The organism is Pantoea sp. B_9, assembly GCF_008632015.1.
In the GTDB taxonomy this organism is placed as follows: domain Bacteria; phylum Pseudomonadota; class Gammaproteobacteria; order Enterobacterales; family Enterobacteriaceae; genus Pantoea; species Pantoea dispersa.
The window spans coordinates 161,279-175,991 of the sequence record NZ_VWVL01000001.1 but is presented as its reverse complement, the minus strand read 5'-3'; the positions used below and the strand labels follow the sequence as shown (position 1 = coordinate 175,991).

The 14,713-nt window shown below is 55.7% G+C and carries 13 protein-coding genes; 9 read left to right on the top strand and 4 right to left on the bottom strand.

Going from position 1 to position 14,713, the window contains the following annotated elements; translation table 11 throughout:
* The first annotated feature begins 168 nt into the window (after window positions 1-168).
* From sppA to pncA, 3 genes are all read left to right on the top strand, one after another.
* Entirely contained in the window at window positions 169-2,025 is a 1,857-nt protein-coding gene (gene sppA / locus F3I21_RS00825) for a signal peptide peptidase SppA (protein WP_150057937.1), read from the top strand.
* A gap of 85 nt (window positions 2,026-2,110) precedes the next feature.
* Window positions 2,111-3,124 carry an asparaginase gene (gene ansA / locus F3I21_RS00820; protein ID WP_058757717.1) on the top strand — a complete coding sequence of 338 codons (1,014 nt, stop codon included), beginning with the start codon at window positions 2,111-2,113 and terminating at the stop codon, window positions 3,122-3,124.
* A gap of 16 nt (window positions 3,125-3,140) precedes the next feature.
* Window positions 3,141-3,749 carry a bifunctional nicotinamidase/pyrazinamidase gene (pncA, locus tag F3I21_RS00815; protein ID WP_031280213.1) on the top strand — a complete coding sequence of 203 codons (609 nt, stop codon included), beginning with the start codon at window positions 3,141-3,143 and terminating at the stop codon, window positions 3,747-3,749.
* 35 nt (window positions 3,750-3,784) lie between these two features.
* On the opposite strand, the gene F3I21_RS00810 is transcribed toward pncA, so the two are convergent.
* Together F3I21_RS00810 and msrB are read right to left on the bottom strand one after the other, a co-directional pair.
* Window positions 3,785-4,066 carry a YeaC family protein gene (locus tag F3I21_RS00810; RefSeq protein ID WP_058774606.1) on the bottom strand — a complete coding sequence of 94 codons (282 nt, stop codon included), beginning with the start codon at window positions 4,064-4,066 and terminating at the stop codon, window positions 3,785-3,787.
* A gap of 2 nt (window positions 4,067-4,068) precedes the next feature.
* Window positions 4,069-4,479 (bottom strand): peptide-methionine (R)-S-oxide reductase MsrB, encoded by a 411-nt coding sequence (msrB, locus tag F3I21_RS00805; RefSeq protein ID WP_021510062.1) that lies wholly within the window; start codon window positions 4,477-4,479, stop codon window positions 4,069-4,071.
* Window positions 4,480-4,817: 338 nt separating this feature from the next.
* Here msrB and gapA point away from each other — a divergent pair, with 338 nt between their 5' ends.
* Window positions 4,818-5,816 carry a glyceraldehyde-3-phosphate dehydrogenase gene (gene gapA, locus F3I21_RS00800; protein ID WP_021510061.1) on the top strand — a complete coding sequence of 333 codons (999 nt, stop codon included), beginning with the start codon at window positions 4,818-4,820 and terminating at the stop codon, window positions 5,814-5,816.
* A 74-nt stretch (window positions 5,817-5,890) separates the two neighbouring features.
* Complete coding sequence (locus F3I21_RS00795; protein WP_150057935.1) at window positions 5,891-6,766, top strand: D-hexose-6-phosphate mutarotase; 876 nt, start codon at window positions 5,891-5,893, stop codon at window positions 6,764-6,766.
* A gap of 24 nt (window positions 6,767-6,790) precedes the next feature.
* Here the strand turns inward: F3I21_RS00795 and F3I21_RS00790 are convergent, their stop codons facing one another.
* Window positions 6,791-7,639 (bottom strand): aldo/keto reductase, encoded by an 849-nt coding sequence (locus F3I21_RS00790; RefSeq protein ID WP_150057933.1) that lies wholly within the window; start codon window positions 7,637-7,639, stop codon window positions 6,791-6,793.
* 83 nt (window positions 7,640-7,722) lie between these two features.
* Window positions 7,723-8,472 carry a MipA/OmpV family protein gene (locus tag F3I21_RS00785; RefSeq protein ID WP_150057931.1) on the bottom strand — a complete coding sequence of 250 codons (750 nt, stop codon included), beginning with the start codon at window positions 8,470-8,472 and terminating at the stop codon, window positions 7,723-7,725.
* Window positions 8,473-8,881: 409 nt separating this feature from the next.
* Between F3I21_RS00785 and yeaG the strand changes: the two genes are divergently transcribed.
* The 4 genes from yeaG to F3I21_RS00765 all read left to right on the top strand — a co-directional run bounded on the left by yeaG (window position 8,882) and on the right by F3I21_RS00765 (window position 14,449).
* Window positions 8,882-10,816, top strand: a complete 1,935-nt coding sequence (yeaG, locus tag F3I21_RS00780) for a protein kinase YeaG (RefSeq protein ID WP_021510057.1) — start codon at window positions 8,882-8,884, stop codon at window positions 10,814-10,816.
* A gap of 90 nt (window positions 10,817-10,906) precedes the next feature.
* Window positions 10,907-12,181 (top strand): YeaH/YhbH family protein, encoded by a 1,275-nt coding sequence (locus F3I21_RS00775; RefSeq protein ID WP_058757723.1) that lies wholly within the window; start codon window positions 10,907-10,909, stop codon window positions 12,179-12,181.
* Between the two features lie 231 nt (window positions 12,182-12,412).
* Window positions 12,413-14,140, top strand: a complete 1,728-nt coding sequence (locus tag F3I21_RS00770) for a potassium/proton antiporter (protein WP_021510055.1) — start codon at window positions 12,413-12,415, stop codon at window positions 14,138-14,140.
* Between the two features lie 75 nt (window positions 14,141-14,215).
* Window positions 14,216-14,449 carry a DUF1480 family protein gene (locus tag F3I21_RS00765; protein ID WP_021510054.1) on the top strand — a complete coding sequence of 78 codons (234 nt, stop codon included), beginning with the start codon at window positions 14,216-14,218 and terminating at the stop codon, window positions 14,447-14,449.
* The last annotated feature ends 264 nt before the right edge of the window (window positions 14,450-14,713 follow it).

Genomic DNA, 14,713 nt, shown 5'->3' with positions numbered 1-14,713 from the left:
GATTCTCCCGTGATTAACAAAGCGTGGGCTAATCCTGGCACAGCGCGATCTTTTGTAACAGTCTGGCGCGATTTCCTGCTGACTTTTCGCACGCTGCTCTTTAGGATGAACCCGACATCGGGGCAGACCGCATACCGGCTGCCCTGGCTACGTGAATATGGAGAGTTTATGCGCACATTGTGGCGAATTATTGCTGGCCTGTTCCGCTGGAGCTGGCGGGTGCTGAATTTTATCCGGGAATTTATCCTGAATCTGTTCCTGATTGTGTTAATTCTGGCCGGCGTCGGCATCTGGCTGCAGCTATCCAGCGCCAGCAGCAGTGAACCAGTGCAGCAGGGTGCGCTGAAAGTCGATCTGAGCGGCGTGCTGGTGGACAAACCGTCGGTCAGCAATCGTCTGAGCCGCATCAGCCGCCAGCTGCTGGGTGCCAGCAGCGATCGTTTGCAGGAAAACTCGTTGTTTGATGTGGTCGATGCCATTCGTCAGGCAAAGAGCGATAAAAATATCACCGGCATGGTGCTGGATCTGCGCGATTTTGCCGGCGGCGATCAGCCTTCGCTGCAGTACGTGGGTAAGGCGCTGCGCGAATTCCGCGACGCGGGCAAACCCATTTTTGCCCTCGGCGACAGCTATAGCCAGGCGCAATACTATCTCGCCAGCTACGCCACGAAGGTCTATCTGTCGCCGCAGGGCACGGTAGATCTGCACGGTTTCGCCACCAACGGCCTGTATTACAAATCCCTGCTGGATAAGCTGAAAGTCAGCTCACACGTGTTCCGTGTCGGCACCTATAAGTCCGCAGTTGAACCTTTCCTGCGTGATGATATGTCGCCGGAAGCGCGCGATGCTGATGGCCGCTGGGTCGGCCAGCTGTGGCAGAACTACCTCAACACGGTGTCCGCCAACCGGCAAATCACGCCGCAGCAGCTGTTCCCGGGGGCGGCGGGCATCATCAGCGGTCTGCAGGCCGTTCAGGGCGATACCGCTAAATATGCCCTGGATAACAAACTGGTGGATGTGCTGGATTCGCGCGCTGCCGCCGATCGCGAGCTGGTGAAAACCTTTGGCTGGGATAAAGCCAGCAACGACTACCGCAACGTCAGCATCTATGACTACAACGTCAAACAACCGCCGCAGCAGGATGGCAACATTGCGGTGATTCTCGCCAGCGGCGCCATCATGGACGGCGAAGAGAGCGCCGGCAACGTCGGTGGCGACACCACCGCAGCACAAATCCGCGACGCCCGCCTCGACGACAAAATCAAAGCCATTGTGCTGCGCGTCAACAGCCCGGGCGGAAGCGTAACGGCCTCTGAGGCCATCCGCGAAGAGCTGGCGGCGGCGCACGATGCCGGCAAGCCGGTGGTGGTGTCGATGGGCGGCATGGCGGCATCGGGCGGCTACTGGATCTCCACGCCGGCCGACTACATCGTTGCTGCGCCGAGCACCCTGACCGGGTCGATCGGCATCTTCGGCGTGATCAATACGGTGGAGAACAGCCTGAGCAGCATCGGCGTGCACAGCGATGGCGTTGCCACCTCGCCGCTGGCGGATGTGTCTACCACCAAAGCGCTGCCGACTGAAGTGCAGCAGCTGATGCAGCTGACCATTGAAAATGGTTATCGCAACTTTGTCGGTCTGGTGGCGGCGTCACGCCATAAAACGCCACAGCAGATTGATGCCATTGCGCAGGGTCACGTCTGGACCGGTAGCGATGCCAAAGCCAACGGGCTGGTGGATGCGCTGGGCGACTTCGACGATGCGGTAGCCAAAGCCGCCGAGCTGGCGAAGGTCGCGAAACCTGAACTGAGCTGGTATCAGGACGATCCGGGGATGATCGACCTGCTGCTTAACCAGATGAATGCGTCGGCGCAGGCCGTGCTGCCGGCCGCGCTGAAAGTGTGGCTGCCGGCACCGGTCAGCGAAGTGATGGGCGCGCTGCAGGCGCAGCCGGGCCTGATGAATAATCTCAACGATCCGCAAAACCGTTACGCGTTCTGCCTGACCTGCGGCAACGTACGCTAATCTTTACAGCCCGGCCGCTGGTCGGGCTGCTTTTCCCCGCTAATCCCCTTATACTGCGCGTTTTACGGCAAGTCTGAGTCCATTCATGCAAAAGAAAAATATCTATGTAGCCTACACGGGCGGGACCATCGGTATGCAACGCTCCGCGCAGGGTTACATTCCGGTCTCTGGCCATCTGCAGCAGCAGCTGGCGATGATGCCAGAGTTTCACCGTCCGGAAATGCCGGATTTTACCATCCACGAATACCACCCGCTGATTGACTCCTCGGATATGACGCCGCAGGACTGGCAGTCAATCGCTGACGACATCCAGCTGAACTACGATCGCTATGACGGTTTCGTCATTCTGCATGGCACCGATACCATGGCGTTCACCGCGTCGGCGCTGTCGTTCATGCTGGAGAACCTGGCCAAGCCGGTGATCGTCACCGGGTCGCAGATCCCGCTGGCCGAGCTGCGCTCAGACGGTCAGCAGAACCTGCTGAACTCGCTGTACGTCGCGGCCAACTATCCGATTAATGAAGTGGCGCTGTTCTTCAACAACACGCTGTTCCGCGGTAACCGCACCACCAAAGCCCACGCCGACGGCTTTAATGCGTTTGCGTCACCTAACCTGTCGCCGCTGCTGGAAGCGGGCATCCATATTCGCCGTCTCAATACGCCGCCGGCACCGCGCGGCAGCGGTGAGCTGATCGTCCATCCGATCACGCCTCAGCCGATTGGCGTGGTGACGATTTATCCGGGCATCTCTGCCGACGTGGTGCGCAATTTCCTGCGTCAGCCGGTCAAAGCGCTGATTCTGCGCTCTTACGGTGTGGGCAACGCGCCACAAAACGCCGAGTTTCTTGCCGAACTGCAGCAGGCCAGCGAGCGCGGCATTGTGGTGGTGAACCTGACGCAGTGCATGTCCGGTAAGGTCAATATGGGCGGTTACGCCACCGGCAACGCACTGGAACACGCCGGCGTGATCAGTGGTTTTGATCTGACCGTCGAGGCCACCCTGACTAAACTGCACTTTTTGTTAAGCCAGAACCTCACCAGCGCTGAAATTCGTGCCAAAATGCAGCAGAATTTACGTGGCGAACTGACCGAAGACTGATACGGAGCAAAATCCCATGAAGCGGGCATTGATAATCATCGATATTCAGAACGATTTTTGCCCCGGCGGCCCGATGGCCGTGCGTGAAGGTGACCAGACGGTTGCCGTTGCTAATCGCTATGCACGCGAATTCCGCGCGCGCGGTGAATGCGTGGTGGCGTTGCAGGACTGGCATCCGGCCAATCACGGCAGCTTTGCCTCGGTCTCTGGCGAGCCGGTGTATACGCTCGGTGAACTGAATGGTCTGGCGCAGATCTGGTGGCCGGATCACGGCGTGCAGCACTCACAGGGCGCGGATTTCCATCCGGATCTCGATCGCAGTCTGATTGATGCGGTGTTCCATAAAGGCGGCGATGTGGATGTGGATAGCTACAGCGCCTTTTTCGATAACGGGCACCGCCGCAAAACCGAACTCGACAGCTGGCTGCGCGAACGCGGCATTACTCACCTGGTGATGCTGGGCCTGGCGACCGATTACTGCGTCAAGTACAGCGTGCTGGATGCGCTGGAACTGGGATATCACGTTGAGGTGGTGCAGGAAGGCTGCCGGGGCGTCAATCTCAATCCGGACGACAGCGAGATCGCGATCGCGCAGATGCAGGCGCAGGGTGCGGTCATTATCTGAAAATCAGGGCTGGAACTCTCCAGCCCTGTAGCCGGTTAATGCAGGTTGATGCGCGTCACGTCGGACTCGATTCCCCACTCTTCCTTCAGCTGTTTTTTCGACTTCATCACCATCTCACCGCCTTTACCAATGGTCATGTGCTGCGGTTCGTCGTTATGGCGCGCCTGCCACAGCATCACCAGCTGCAGACAGTTATCTTTCTGATCCTGCGTCAGCGCCACGCCGTCTGGCCACTTGCCGGTTTCCACCGCGCTGGCGAGGCGCTCGTAGACTTCCGGCGTCATCGCCGCCAGCATTGCTTCCAGTTCCTGCTTCATGCTCAGCCCTCGTGCTGATTGCCCTGCTCGTCGGTAAAGTTCAGCGACGCTGAGTTGACACAATAGCGCTCACCGGTTGGCTGCGGGCCATCCGGGAAGACGTGGCCAAGATGGGCGTCACAGTTACCGCAGCGGATTTCGACGCGGTGCATACCGTGCGAGTCATCTTCCAGATAGCGGATAGCTTCATCGTTATACGGCTGGTAAAAGCTCGGCCAGCCGCAGCCGGAGTCATACTTGGTTTCGGAGAGAAACAGCGGTGCGTTGCAGACCAGGCAGTGATAGATGCCCTCCTGCTTGTTGTGCAACAGCGCGCCGGTGAAAGGCGGTTCGGTTCCACGATGCTGAGTGACGTAGCGCTGCATTTCCGACAGCTGGGCAATTTTTGCCTCGGGTGCGGTGTCTTTAGCCATTTTGAGTTCCGGAGTGTCATTCTGTAAAAATCGTCTAGTATTCTAACAAACGAACAACATCTTCCGGGTCTTTTTTCGTGCGGATGCTTTTGCCCCGACCAGCACTGCGCAATTTTGTGATGACGATCACTCTTTGCAACAGTCATCCCTTTTTAGTCTGCATTCGGCGTAAGATAGGTGCGCAATAAGGGCGCTGCGCAAGCGTTTGCGCACCCAATTATTCCTGGCGCTGGAATTGACCTGTCGCAACAATTGACACGATTCCGCTTGACGCCTGGTAAGGTTTTTGTAATTTTACAGCCAACCTTTTATTCACTAACAAATAGCTGGTGGAATATATGACTATCAAAGTAGGTATCAACGGTTTTGGCCGTATCGGTCGCATCGTTTTCCGTGCTGCTCAGCAGCGTTCTGACATCGAAATCGTCGCGATCAACGACCTGCTCGACGCCGATTACATGGCTTACATGCTGAAGTATGACTCTACACACGGTCGTTTCGACGGCACCGTAGAAGTGAAAGATGGCGCGCTGATCGTTAACGGTAAAAAAATCCGTGTTACCGCTGAGAAAGACCCGGCTAACCTGAAATGGGACGAAGTGGGCGTTGACGTTGTTGCTGAAGCAACCGGTATCTTCCTGACCGACGAAACCGCACGTAAACACATCACTGCCGGCGCGAAGAAAGTGGTTCTGACTGGCCCGTCTAAAGATGACACCCCAATGTTCGTTCGTGGTGCCAACTTCGACAAATATGCCGGCCAGGACATCGTGTCTAACGCTTCCTGCACCACCAACTGCCTGGCACCGCTGGCTAAAGTAATCAACGACAAGTTCGGTATCGTTGAAGGTCTGATGACCACTGTTCACGCCACCACCGCCACCCAGAAAACCGTTGATGGCCCGTCTCACAAAGACTGGCGCGGCGGCCGCGGTGCAGCGCAGAACATCATTCCATCTTCTACTGGTGCAGCGAAAGCAGTTGGCAAAGTTCTGCCAGAGCTGAACGGTAAACTGACCGGTATGGCGTTCCGCGTACCAACGCCAAACGTGTCTGTGGTTGACCTGACCGTTCGTCTGGAAAAACCAGCGTCTTACAAAGACATCTGTGCAGCCATCAAAGCCGCTGCTGAAGGTGACATGAAAGACGTGCTGGGCTACATCGAAGACGACGTGGTTTCTACCGACTTCAACGGCGAAACCCTGACTTCCGTGTTCGACGCGAAAGCTGGTATCGCTCTGAACGACAACTTTGTGAAACTGGTTTCCTGGTACGATAACGAAACCGGTTACTCCAACAAGGTTCTGGATCTGATTGCACTGGTTGCTGCTAAGTAAGCTAACCAGCTAAACAGACAAGGGGTGACTTCGGTCGCCCCTTTTTTTTCGATTGGATGAGAGAAGGTCTGACAATGCACAATTCGCTCTTTAACTTGCCCGTGGTGACGCAGATCACCCCTTACCTGTCGCAGCGTCAGATGGGTGAATTGCCGATTCTGGTGATCAGCCATCCGAAAGTACGCGCCGCCATTGCCCTGCAGGGTGCGCACCTGCTGGCATGGCAGCCGGCCGGTCAGCAGCCCGCCATCTGGCTCAGCGACAAGACGCGGTTCGTCAGCGGCAAAGCCATTCGCGGCGGCGTGCCGGTCTGCTGGCCGTGGTTTGGTCCGGCAGGTGAACCTGCGCATGGCTTTGCCCGTAATCAGCCGTGGACGCTGACGGCGCATGATGAGAACGAAGATGCGGTCATGCTGACGTTCACGCTGGAAAGTAATGCACAAACGAAAAAACTGTGGCCGCACGATTTCACGCTGCTGGCGCGCTTCCGCATTGCTGAACACTGTGAGATTGAGCTGGAAGCCTGGGGCGATTATGAAGCCACTGCCGCGCTGCACAGCTATTTTCAGGTGGCGGACATTGCGCAGGTTGAAGTCAGCGGGCTCGGCAACAGCTACATCGATAAGGTGCAGGACAATGCCATCGGTAGCGCAGCGGACGGTAAACAAATCTATCCCGATCGGGTTGATCGCATTCATACCGCAGCGGAAGACTGCAGCGTGATCCACGATCGCGCCGGTAAGCGACAGATTGAAGTCTACCACCATTATAAAAGTGACGTTGTCACCTGGAATCCTGGCCCGGAACTATCCTGCAGCATGGCCGATATGCCTAATGATGGTTATAAAACCATGGTGTGCGTGGAGACGGCGCGGATTAACAAGCCGATGAAAAGTGCCGGAGAAACCCCTGCCCGCCTTGGCGTCACGCTGAGAATCCGCAATAAGTAATGCTGAACGGCGCGTGCGCGCCGTTTACACCACATCCAGCGCCAGTTTGTGCTGCGGCGGCGGAAAAGCACGATCCAGCAGCGCCAGCTCATCGCTGGTCAGGGTGATATTCAGGGCCGCCGCATTCTCCTGCACGTGCGCCACGCTGCCCGCCTTGGGAATGGCCATTACACCCGGCTGGCAAATCACCCAGCTCAACAGCAACTGAGCGATGCTGATGCCCTTCTGTTGTGCAATCTGCCGCAGAGTCGCATCGTCAAACAGCGCCTGACGCAGCCGTCCGGCCTGCGCCAGCGGACAGTAAGCCATGACGGGCGTATGGTGCTGCTGACAGAGCGGCAGTAAATCGAATTCAATACCGCGTGAAGCCAGATGGTACAGCACCTGATTAGTCGCGCAGCCCATCCCTCCGGCTTCACTCCACAACTCCTGCAGATCGTCGCTATCAAAATTGGAGACGCCCCAGTGGCGGATTTTGCCCTGCTGCTGCAGCGTTTGCATGGCGCGCACGGTCTCTTCCAGCGGTACATTACCGCGCCAGTGCAACAGATAAAGATCGAGATAGTCCGTCTGCAGACGGCGCAGACTGCGCTCACAGGCGTCAATCGCATCGACCTCACCGGCGTTCCACGGGTAAACTTTTGATACCAGCCAGGCTTGATCGCGCCGTCCGCGCAGCGCTGCGCCGACCACCTCTTCCGCGCCGCCTTCGGCATACATCTCAGCGGTATCGATCAGTTTCAGTCCGGCGTCCAGTCCAGCCTGCAGCGCAGCGATTTCCTGCGCCCGCTGTGCCGGATTTTCGCCCATATACCAGGTGCCCTGGCCGATAGCCGCTAACGGCGTATCGTCATTAAACTGAATTGTCTTCATCCCACCTCCCGTTGCGCCATCACGGGGCGCAATATTGGTGCAAGGTAACAAAAACGCCTCATTATGAGGCGTTCGTACGGTCATCAGAAGCTGTAGCTAACGCCGGTCCACAGCGTAAACTGACCGTCTTTATCTACCATTGGACTGTCTTTAATTTCACTGGCGAAGCGGGTGTAACGGCCTGACAGGCTGGCGTTCCAGCTCTCGCTAATCTGATAGCTGGCGTTCATCTCGACGTAAGGCGACCAGCTATCGTCGGGGTGATAGCGATCAATGCCGGTACGCGCGCTTTCGTGGCCGGAAACGCCGTAGTAATAGCGGTTTTGGTTGGCACTGTTCCACATTGCGCCAATGCCCGGTGTCAGGGTGAACGCGCCGAAATCAAAGCGGTACAGGTAGGTCAGGTCCCAAATCATGCCGTTGCTGTTATTCAGCACATCGCCCAGCAGCGCGGTGCGCACAATCCCCCAGTCAGCAACGTGACGATAAGTCGCGCCGGCCATCAGCGTCATACGACGCTTGTCCAGCCCTTTCATGTCGCCCAGATCGTTATCTTTCGGGTCATACTGCTGCGGCGAGCCCAGCAGCGTTAACGACAGCTGATTCTGCGGGTCTTTCCACAGGTAATAACCGCCCTGCAGGCTGCGGAACCAAAAGTTTTCCCCCTCATAATTGATGACCGGGATCGGCAGATAACGTTCCTGGCCGCCGCGGTACGGCGACTGGGCATAAATAACCGAAGCCCCAAGTGACACGGGTTCAGCGTAAGTGCTGAACGCCGCAAAATAGCAAGGACACATCAGAGCAAGCGCTTTAAGTTTGAAATGGTTCACAATTTATTCATTCCATTAATATAACAATCACACGCAGAGTCTAACCAAATTTTGCCACTGGTTTAACTTTTAATGTTGATTTCCTTTTTATCCTGTCAGAAGCGTCTGAGACGCAGCGCACCTGTTGCCGCAAGGGCGTGACGGCCTTAGCGCTTATGAGACTTTGTTATTGATATATCGCTAAATAAGGAGAAAAGACGGAGCAATTTTTCTGATTGCCTTCTACAGTAAAAGTAAGACGAGAATTTTTTGTACGAGCAGAGTAACCATAAGAATTGTGAATCCCGATAAAAAATCGTCAGGTTGGCATAAGGGTTGCTGTACTCAATAAAGAATATCTTCCGGGAGCTGCAAGAGCATCTTATTACGCTCCTTTACCTGTGCTAAAAACGAAAGGACGGGCATCGCTATGAATATATTCGATCACTATCGTCAGCGTTATGAAGCTGCCAAGGACGAAGAGTTCACACTGCAGGAATTCCTCACCATCTGTAAGCAGGATCGCAGTGCATACGCCAACGCGGCAGAACGACTATTGATGGCCATCGGTGAGCCTGTGATGGTCGATACTGCCCAGGAGCCTCGCCTTTCCCGTATCTTCTCGAACCGCGTCATCGGACGCTACCCGGCCTTTGAAGAGTTTTACGGTATGGAGGAAGCGATTGAGCAGATCGTCTCCTACCTGAAACACGCCGCGCAGGGGCTGGAGGAGAAGAAACAGATTCTGTACCTGCTCGGCCCGGTGGGCGGCGGTAAATCCTCGCTGGCCGAACGGCTTAAAGCGCTGATGCAGCGCGTGCCAATCTATGTGCTGAGTGCCGACGGTGAACGCAGCCCGGTCAATGACCATCCGCTGTGCCTGTTTAATCCGCAGGAAGACGCCAATATTCTGGAAAAAGAGTACGGCGTGCCGCGGCGTTACCTTGGCACCATTATGTCGCCGTGGGCGGCAAAACGGTTGCATGACTTTGGCGGCGACATCACCCGTTTCAAAGTGGTGAAAGTGTGGCCGTCGATTCTGGAACAGCTGGCTATCGCCAAAACCGAACCGGGTGATGAGAACAACCAGGATATTTCAGCGCTGGTGGGTAAAGTGGATATCCGTAAGCTGGAAAACCACGCGCAGAACGATCCGGATGCCTACGGCTATTCAGGTGCTCTTTGCCGCGCCAACCAGGGCATCATGGAATTCGTGGAGATGTTCAAAGCACCCATTAAAGTGCTGCACCCGCTGCTGACCGCCACTCAGGAAGGTAACTATAACGGTACCGAAGGGATTTCCGCCCTGCCGTTTAACGGCATCATTCTGGCGCACTCCAACGAATCAGAGTGGGTGACATTCCGTAACAACAAAAACAACGAAGCTTTCCTTGACCGCGTCTACATCGTGAAGGTGCCATACTGCCTACGCGTGTCCGAGGAGATCAAAATTTATGAAAAACTGCTCAACCACAGTGAGCTGACCACCGCGCCTTGCGCACCCGGCACGCTGGAAACGCTGGCACGTTTCTCGATTCTGTCGCGCCTGAAAGAGCCGGAAAACTCCAGCATCTACTCAAAGATGCGCGTCTATGACGGTGAAAGCCTGAAAGACACCGATCCGAAAGCGAAATCGTGGCAGGAGTATCACGATTACGCCGGTGTGGATGAAGGCATGAACGGCCTGTCGACCCGCTTCGCGTTTAAGATTCTGTCACGCGTGTTTAACTTCGACCATGCCGAAGTAGCGGCTAACCCGGTGCACCTGTTTTACGTGCTGGAACAGCAGATCGAGCGCGAGCAGTTCCCGCAGGATCAGGCGGAGAAATATCTGGAACACCTGAAGGGCTATCTGATTCCGAAATATGCGGAGTTCATTGGCAAAGAGATTCAGACCGCTTACCTCGAATCCTATTCGGAGTATGGTCAGAATATCTTCGACCGCTACGTCACTTATGCAGATTTCTGGATTCAGGATCAGGAGTACCGCGATCCGGATACCGGCCAGCTGTTCGATCGTGAATCACTCAACGCCGAGCTGGAAAAGATTGAGAAACCTGCCGGGATCAGTAACCCGAAAGATTTCCGCAACGAGATTGTCAACTTTGTGCTGCGCGCACGGGCACAGAATAACGGACGCAATCCAAACTGGACCAGCTACGAAAAACTGCGCACGGTGATCGAGAAGAAAATGTTCTCCAACACCGAGGAGTTGTTGCCGGTGATTTCGTTCAACACCAAAACATCCACGGACGAACAGAAAAAACACGACGATTTTGTCGATCGCATGATGGAAAAAGGCTATACCCGCAAGCAGGTGCGTCTGCTGTGTGAATGGTATCTGCGCGTGCGCAAATCGTCATAATCGACAGCGGTAAGCTACGCGGCATCCACATGCCGCCTGAGGAGGCCGGACCCGTTCCGGCCTGGCTTACAGCGTAGTTTGGGGGAATTTATGGCCTATTTCATCGATCGGCGTCTTAACGGCAAGAATAAAAGTGCGGTCAACCGGCAGCGCTTTTTGCGCCGTTATAAGTCGCAAATCAAACAGTCGATCTCCGAGGCCATCAACAAGCGTTCGGTCACCGACGTGGAGAGTGGCGAATCGGTGTCGATTCCTATCGACGACATCAACGAGCCGATTTTCCATCAGGGGCGCGGCGGCAGTCGTCATCGCGTGCATCCGGGGAACGACCACTTTGTGCAAAACGACCGCATTGAGCGGCCGCAGGGCGGCGGTGGTGGCGGCAGCGGTCAGGGCAATGCCAGCCAGGACGGAGAAGGTCAGGACGAGTTCGTGTTTCAGATTTCCAAGGATGAGTACCTCGATCTGCTGTTTGAAGACTTAGCGCTGCCTAACCTGCGCAAAAATCAGCATCGCCAGCTCAATGAGTACAAAACTCACCGCGCGGGCTTCACCTCGAATGGCGTGCCGGCCAATATCAGCGTGGTGCGCTCGCTGCAAAACTCGCTGGCGCGACGAACCGCCATGACCGCAGGCAAACGTCGTATGCTGCACGAACTTGAAGCCACACTGAGCGAAGTCGAAAACAGCGAGCCGGCGCAACTGCTGGAAGAGGAGCGGCTGCGTAAAGAGATTGCGGAACTGCGGGCGCGCATTGAGCGCGTGCCGTTTATCGACACCTTTGACCTGCGTTACAAGAATTTCGAGAAGCGGCCTGAACCGTCCAGCCAGGCGGTAATGTTCTGCTTAATGGACGTTTCCGGCTCGATGGACCAGGCAACCAAGGATATGGCGAAACGCTTTTATATCCTGCTCTATCTGTTCCTCAGCCGGACTTACAAAAACGTCGATGTGGTGTATATCCGTCACCATACTCAGGCGAAAGAAGTCGATGAACAGGAGTTCTTCTACTCGCAGGAGACCGGCGGCACTATCGTCTCCAGCGCGCTTAAGCTGATGGATGAAGTAGTGAAAGAGCGTTATGACCCGTCGCAGTGGAATATTTATGCGGCGCAGGCCTCGGACGGCGATAACTGGGCGGATGACTCACCGTTGTGTCATGAAATTCTGGCGAAGCATATTCTGCCGGTGGTGCGCTACTACAGCTACATTGAGATTACCCGACGGGCGCACCAAACCCTGTGGCGCGAGTATGAGCATCTGCAGGCGATGTTTGATAACTTTGCCATTCAGCACATCCGCGAGCCGGAAGACATCTACCCGGTATTTCGTGAGCTTTTCCATAAACAGGTCGCTGAAGCCTGAGTTTACCAGCCGGTCACCGACCGGCTTTTTCTTTCCCCCGCCCGGCTTAACCCCTCTGAAAACCCTGCTGTTTTTCTGTGCGGATTTAACCTTCTATGGGATAGCGCGCCACAGAATGAAAAAATGTGCAATTAACCGCTGACAAGCTATTGATAAGGCATTATCTTTTCACCTTGTCTGTGTGAATTGCCCGCAATTTGCTTTTTTATGCCCCGCCGCAGGAGAACGCCGTTGAATGCCAGCATGATTTACAGTTTGTTCATTATTGGTTCCGTGCTGGTCGCAGCAAGTATTCTGCTGAGTTCCTTCTCGTCGCGTCTCGGTATCCCAATTCTGGTGATCTTCCTGGCGCTGGGGATGCTGACCGGCGTGGACGGCATCGGCGGCATTGCTTTTGATAACTACCCGGTGGCCTATCTGGTGTCCAACCTGGCGCTGGCCATCATTCTGCTCGACGGCGGCATGCGCACCAAGGCCAGCTCGTTCAAGGTAGCGCTTGGTCCGGCGCTGTCGCTGGCCACCGTTGGCGTGATGATTACCGCCGGCCTCACCGGTCTGGCTGCGGCCTGGCTGTTTAAGCTCGATCTGATGCAGGGCTTTCTGATTGGCGCCATTATCGGCTCGACCGACGCCGCAGCGGTGTTTTCACTGCTGGGCGACAAAGGGCTCAACGAGCGTGTCAGTTCCACGCTGGAGATTGAATCAGGCAGCAACGATCCGATGGCGGTGTTTCTTACCATTACGCTAATCGACATGATCCAGCAGGGGCAGAGCGGCCTGAGCTGGATGTTTGTGGTGCATCTGGTGCAGCAGTTCGGCCTGGGCATTGTGCTCGGACTGGGCGGCGGCTGGGCGCTGCAGCAACTGATCAACCGCATCAGCCTGGCACAAGGGCTCTATCCGCTGCTGGCACTGAGCGGCGGCATCATTGTGTTTGCTCTGACCACAGTGATGGAAGGCAGCGGCATTCTGGCGGTGTATCTGTGTGGTTTTCTGCTGGGCAACAGCCCGATTCGTAACCGCCACGGCATTCTGCAGACTTTCGACGGCATGGCCTGGCTGAGCCAGATTGGTATGTTTATCGTGCTTGGCCTGCTGGTGACGCCGTCTGATCTGTGGCATATCGCGCTGCCGGCGATGATTCTCTCGCTGTGGCTGATTCTGGTGGCACGTCCGCTATCGATTCTGGTCGGGCTGCTGCCGTTTAAAGGCTTTACCGGACGTGAACGTATCTTTATCAGTTGGGTAGGCCTGCGCGGTGCGGTGCCGATCATCCTCGCGGTGTTCCCGATGATGGCCGGGCTGGAGAATTCAAAACTCTACTTCAATATCGCCTTCTTCGTGGTTCTGGTATCTCTGATGCTGCAGGGCACGTCGCTGGGCTATGCCGCTAAACGGGCTAAGGTGGTGGTACCGCCGACCGCATCGCCCATCAGCCGCGTCGGGCTGGATATCCATCCGGAAAATCCGTGGGAGCAGTTTGTTTATCAGCTCAGCGCCGACAAATGGTGCGTCGGCGCCGCGCTGCGCGATTTGCAAATGCCGCGCGAAACGCGCATTGCCGCCCTGTTCCGCGATAACGCGCTGATGCACCCCAACGGCAATACGCGTCTGAAAGAGGGTGACGTGCTGTGCGTTATTGGCCGCGAGCGCGACCTGCCGGCGCTGGGCAAAATGTTCAGCCAGACGCCGCCGGTGGCGCTGGATCAGCGCTTCTTTGGTGACTTTATCCTTGATGCCGAGGCGCGCCTGCGCGATGTCGCGCAGATCTATGGCCTCGAGCTTGATGAAGAGACTAACGATCAGCAGTCGCTCGGCCAGTTGATTATGGGTCTGCTCGGCAGCACGCCGGTGGTGGGAGATCAGGTCGAGTGGAACCAACTGACGTGGACGGTGGCGGAAAAAGAAGATAACCAAATCGTCAAAATCGGGGTGCGCGTGCGGGAAGAGAAGGAATAATCCGAGGCCGTATCGCTCGTAAACTGCGTGTCAGCGTCTATGATCACTATTCCACCCAGCAAACGGGAGAAGATGATGGGACACGTGGTGAAGATTGGTCGTTACGAGATCGTCGATGCAGTAATGGATGTGGAGAAGCTGGATACCGTCGGCATCCCCTGCCATACCAACCCCGGCCTGAGTTATCAGCTCGACGGCTGGGATCATGAAACCAGCGTACCGGCGTGGATTGATGGCGAACCGGTTGATCTGCAAATCGGCCACTATGACAAGCAGCAAGACCGCTGGGTATTGAAAAAACCGGCCTGATATTTTTCTCACCGCCATTCACTTTGACTGGCGGTCATTCCGAAAAGTAGTCTTAAAACAGTCTGTTATTTCACGGCACCTTTTACTTTTATTATTATTTTTCAAGAGATTAGGTAATCCGTACTTTAATCAAATATTGTTTTTTCAGACTCTTTCCATATTAACTCTGTCAAATAACTCCTGCATACTCTTAAACGTTGCTGCAGCTTTTCGTGACGTAAATCACGTCTCAAACGGCCCTTTCCATGCAGCGCTTATGGCAGC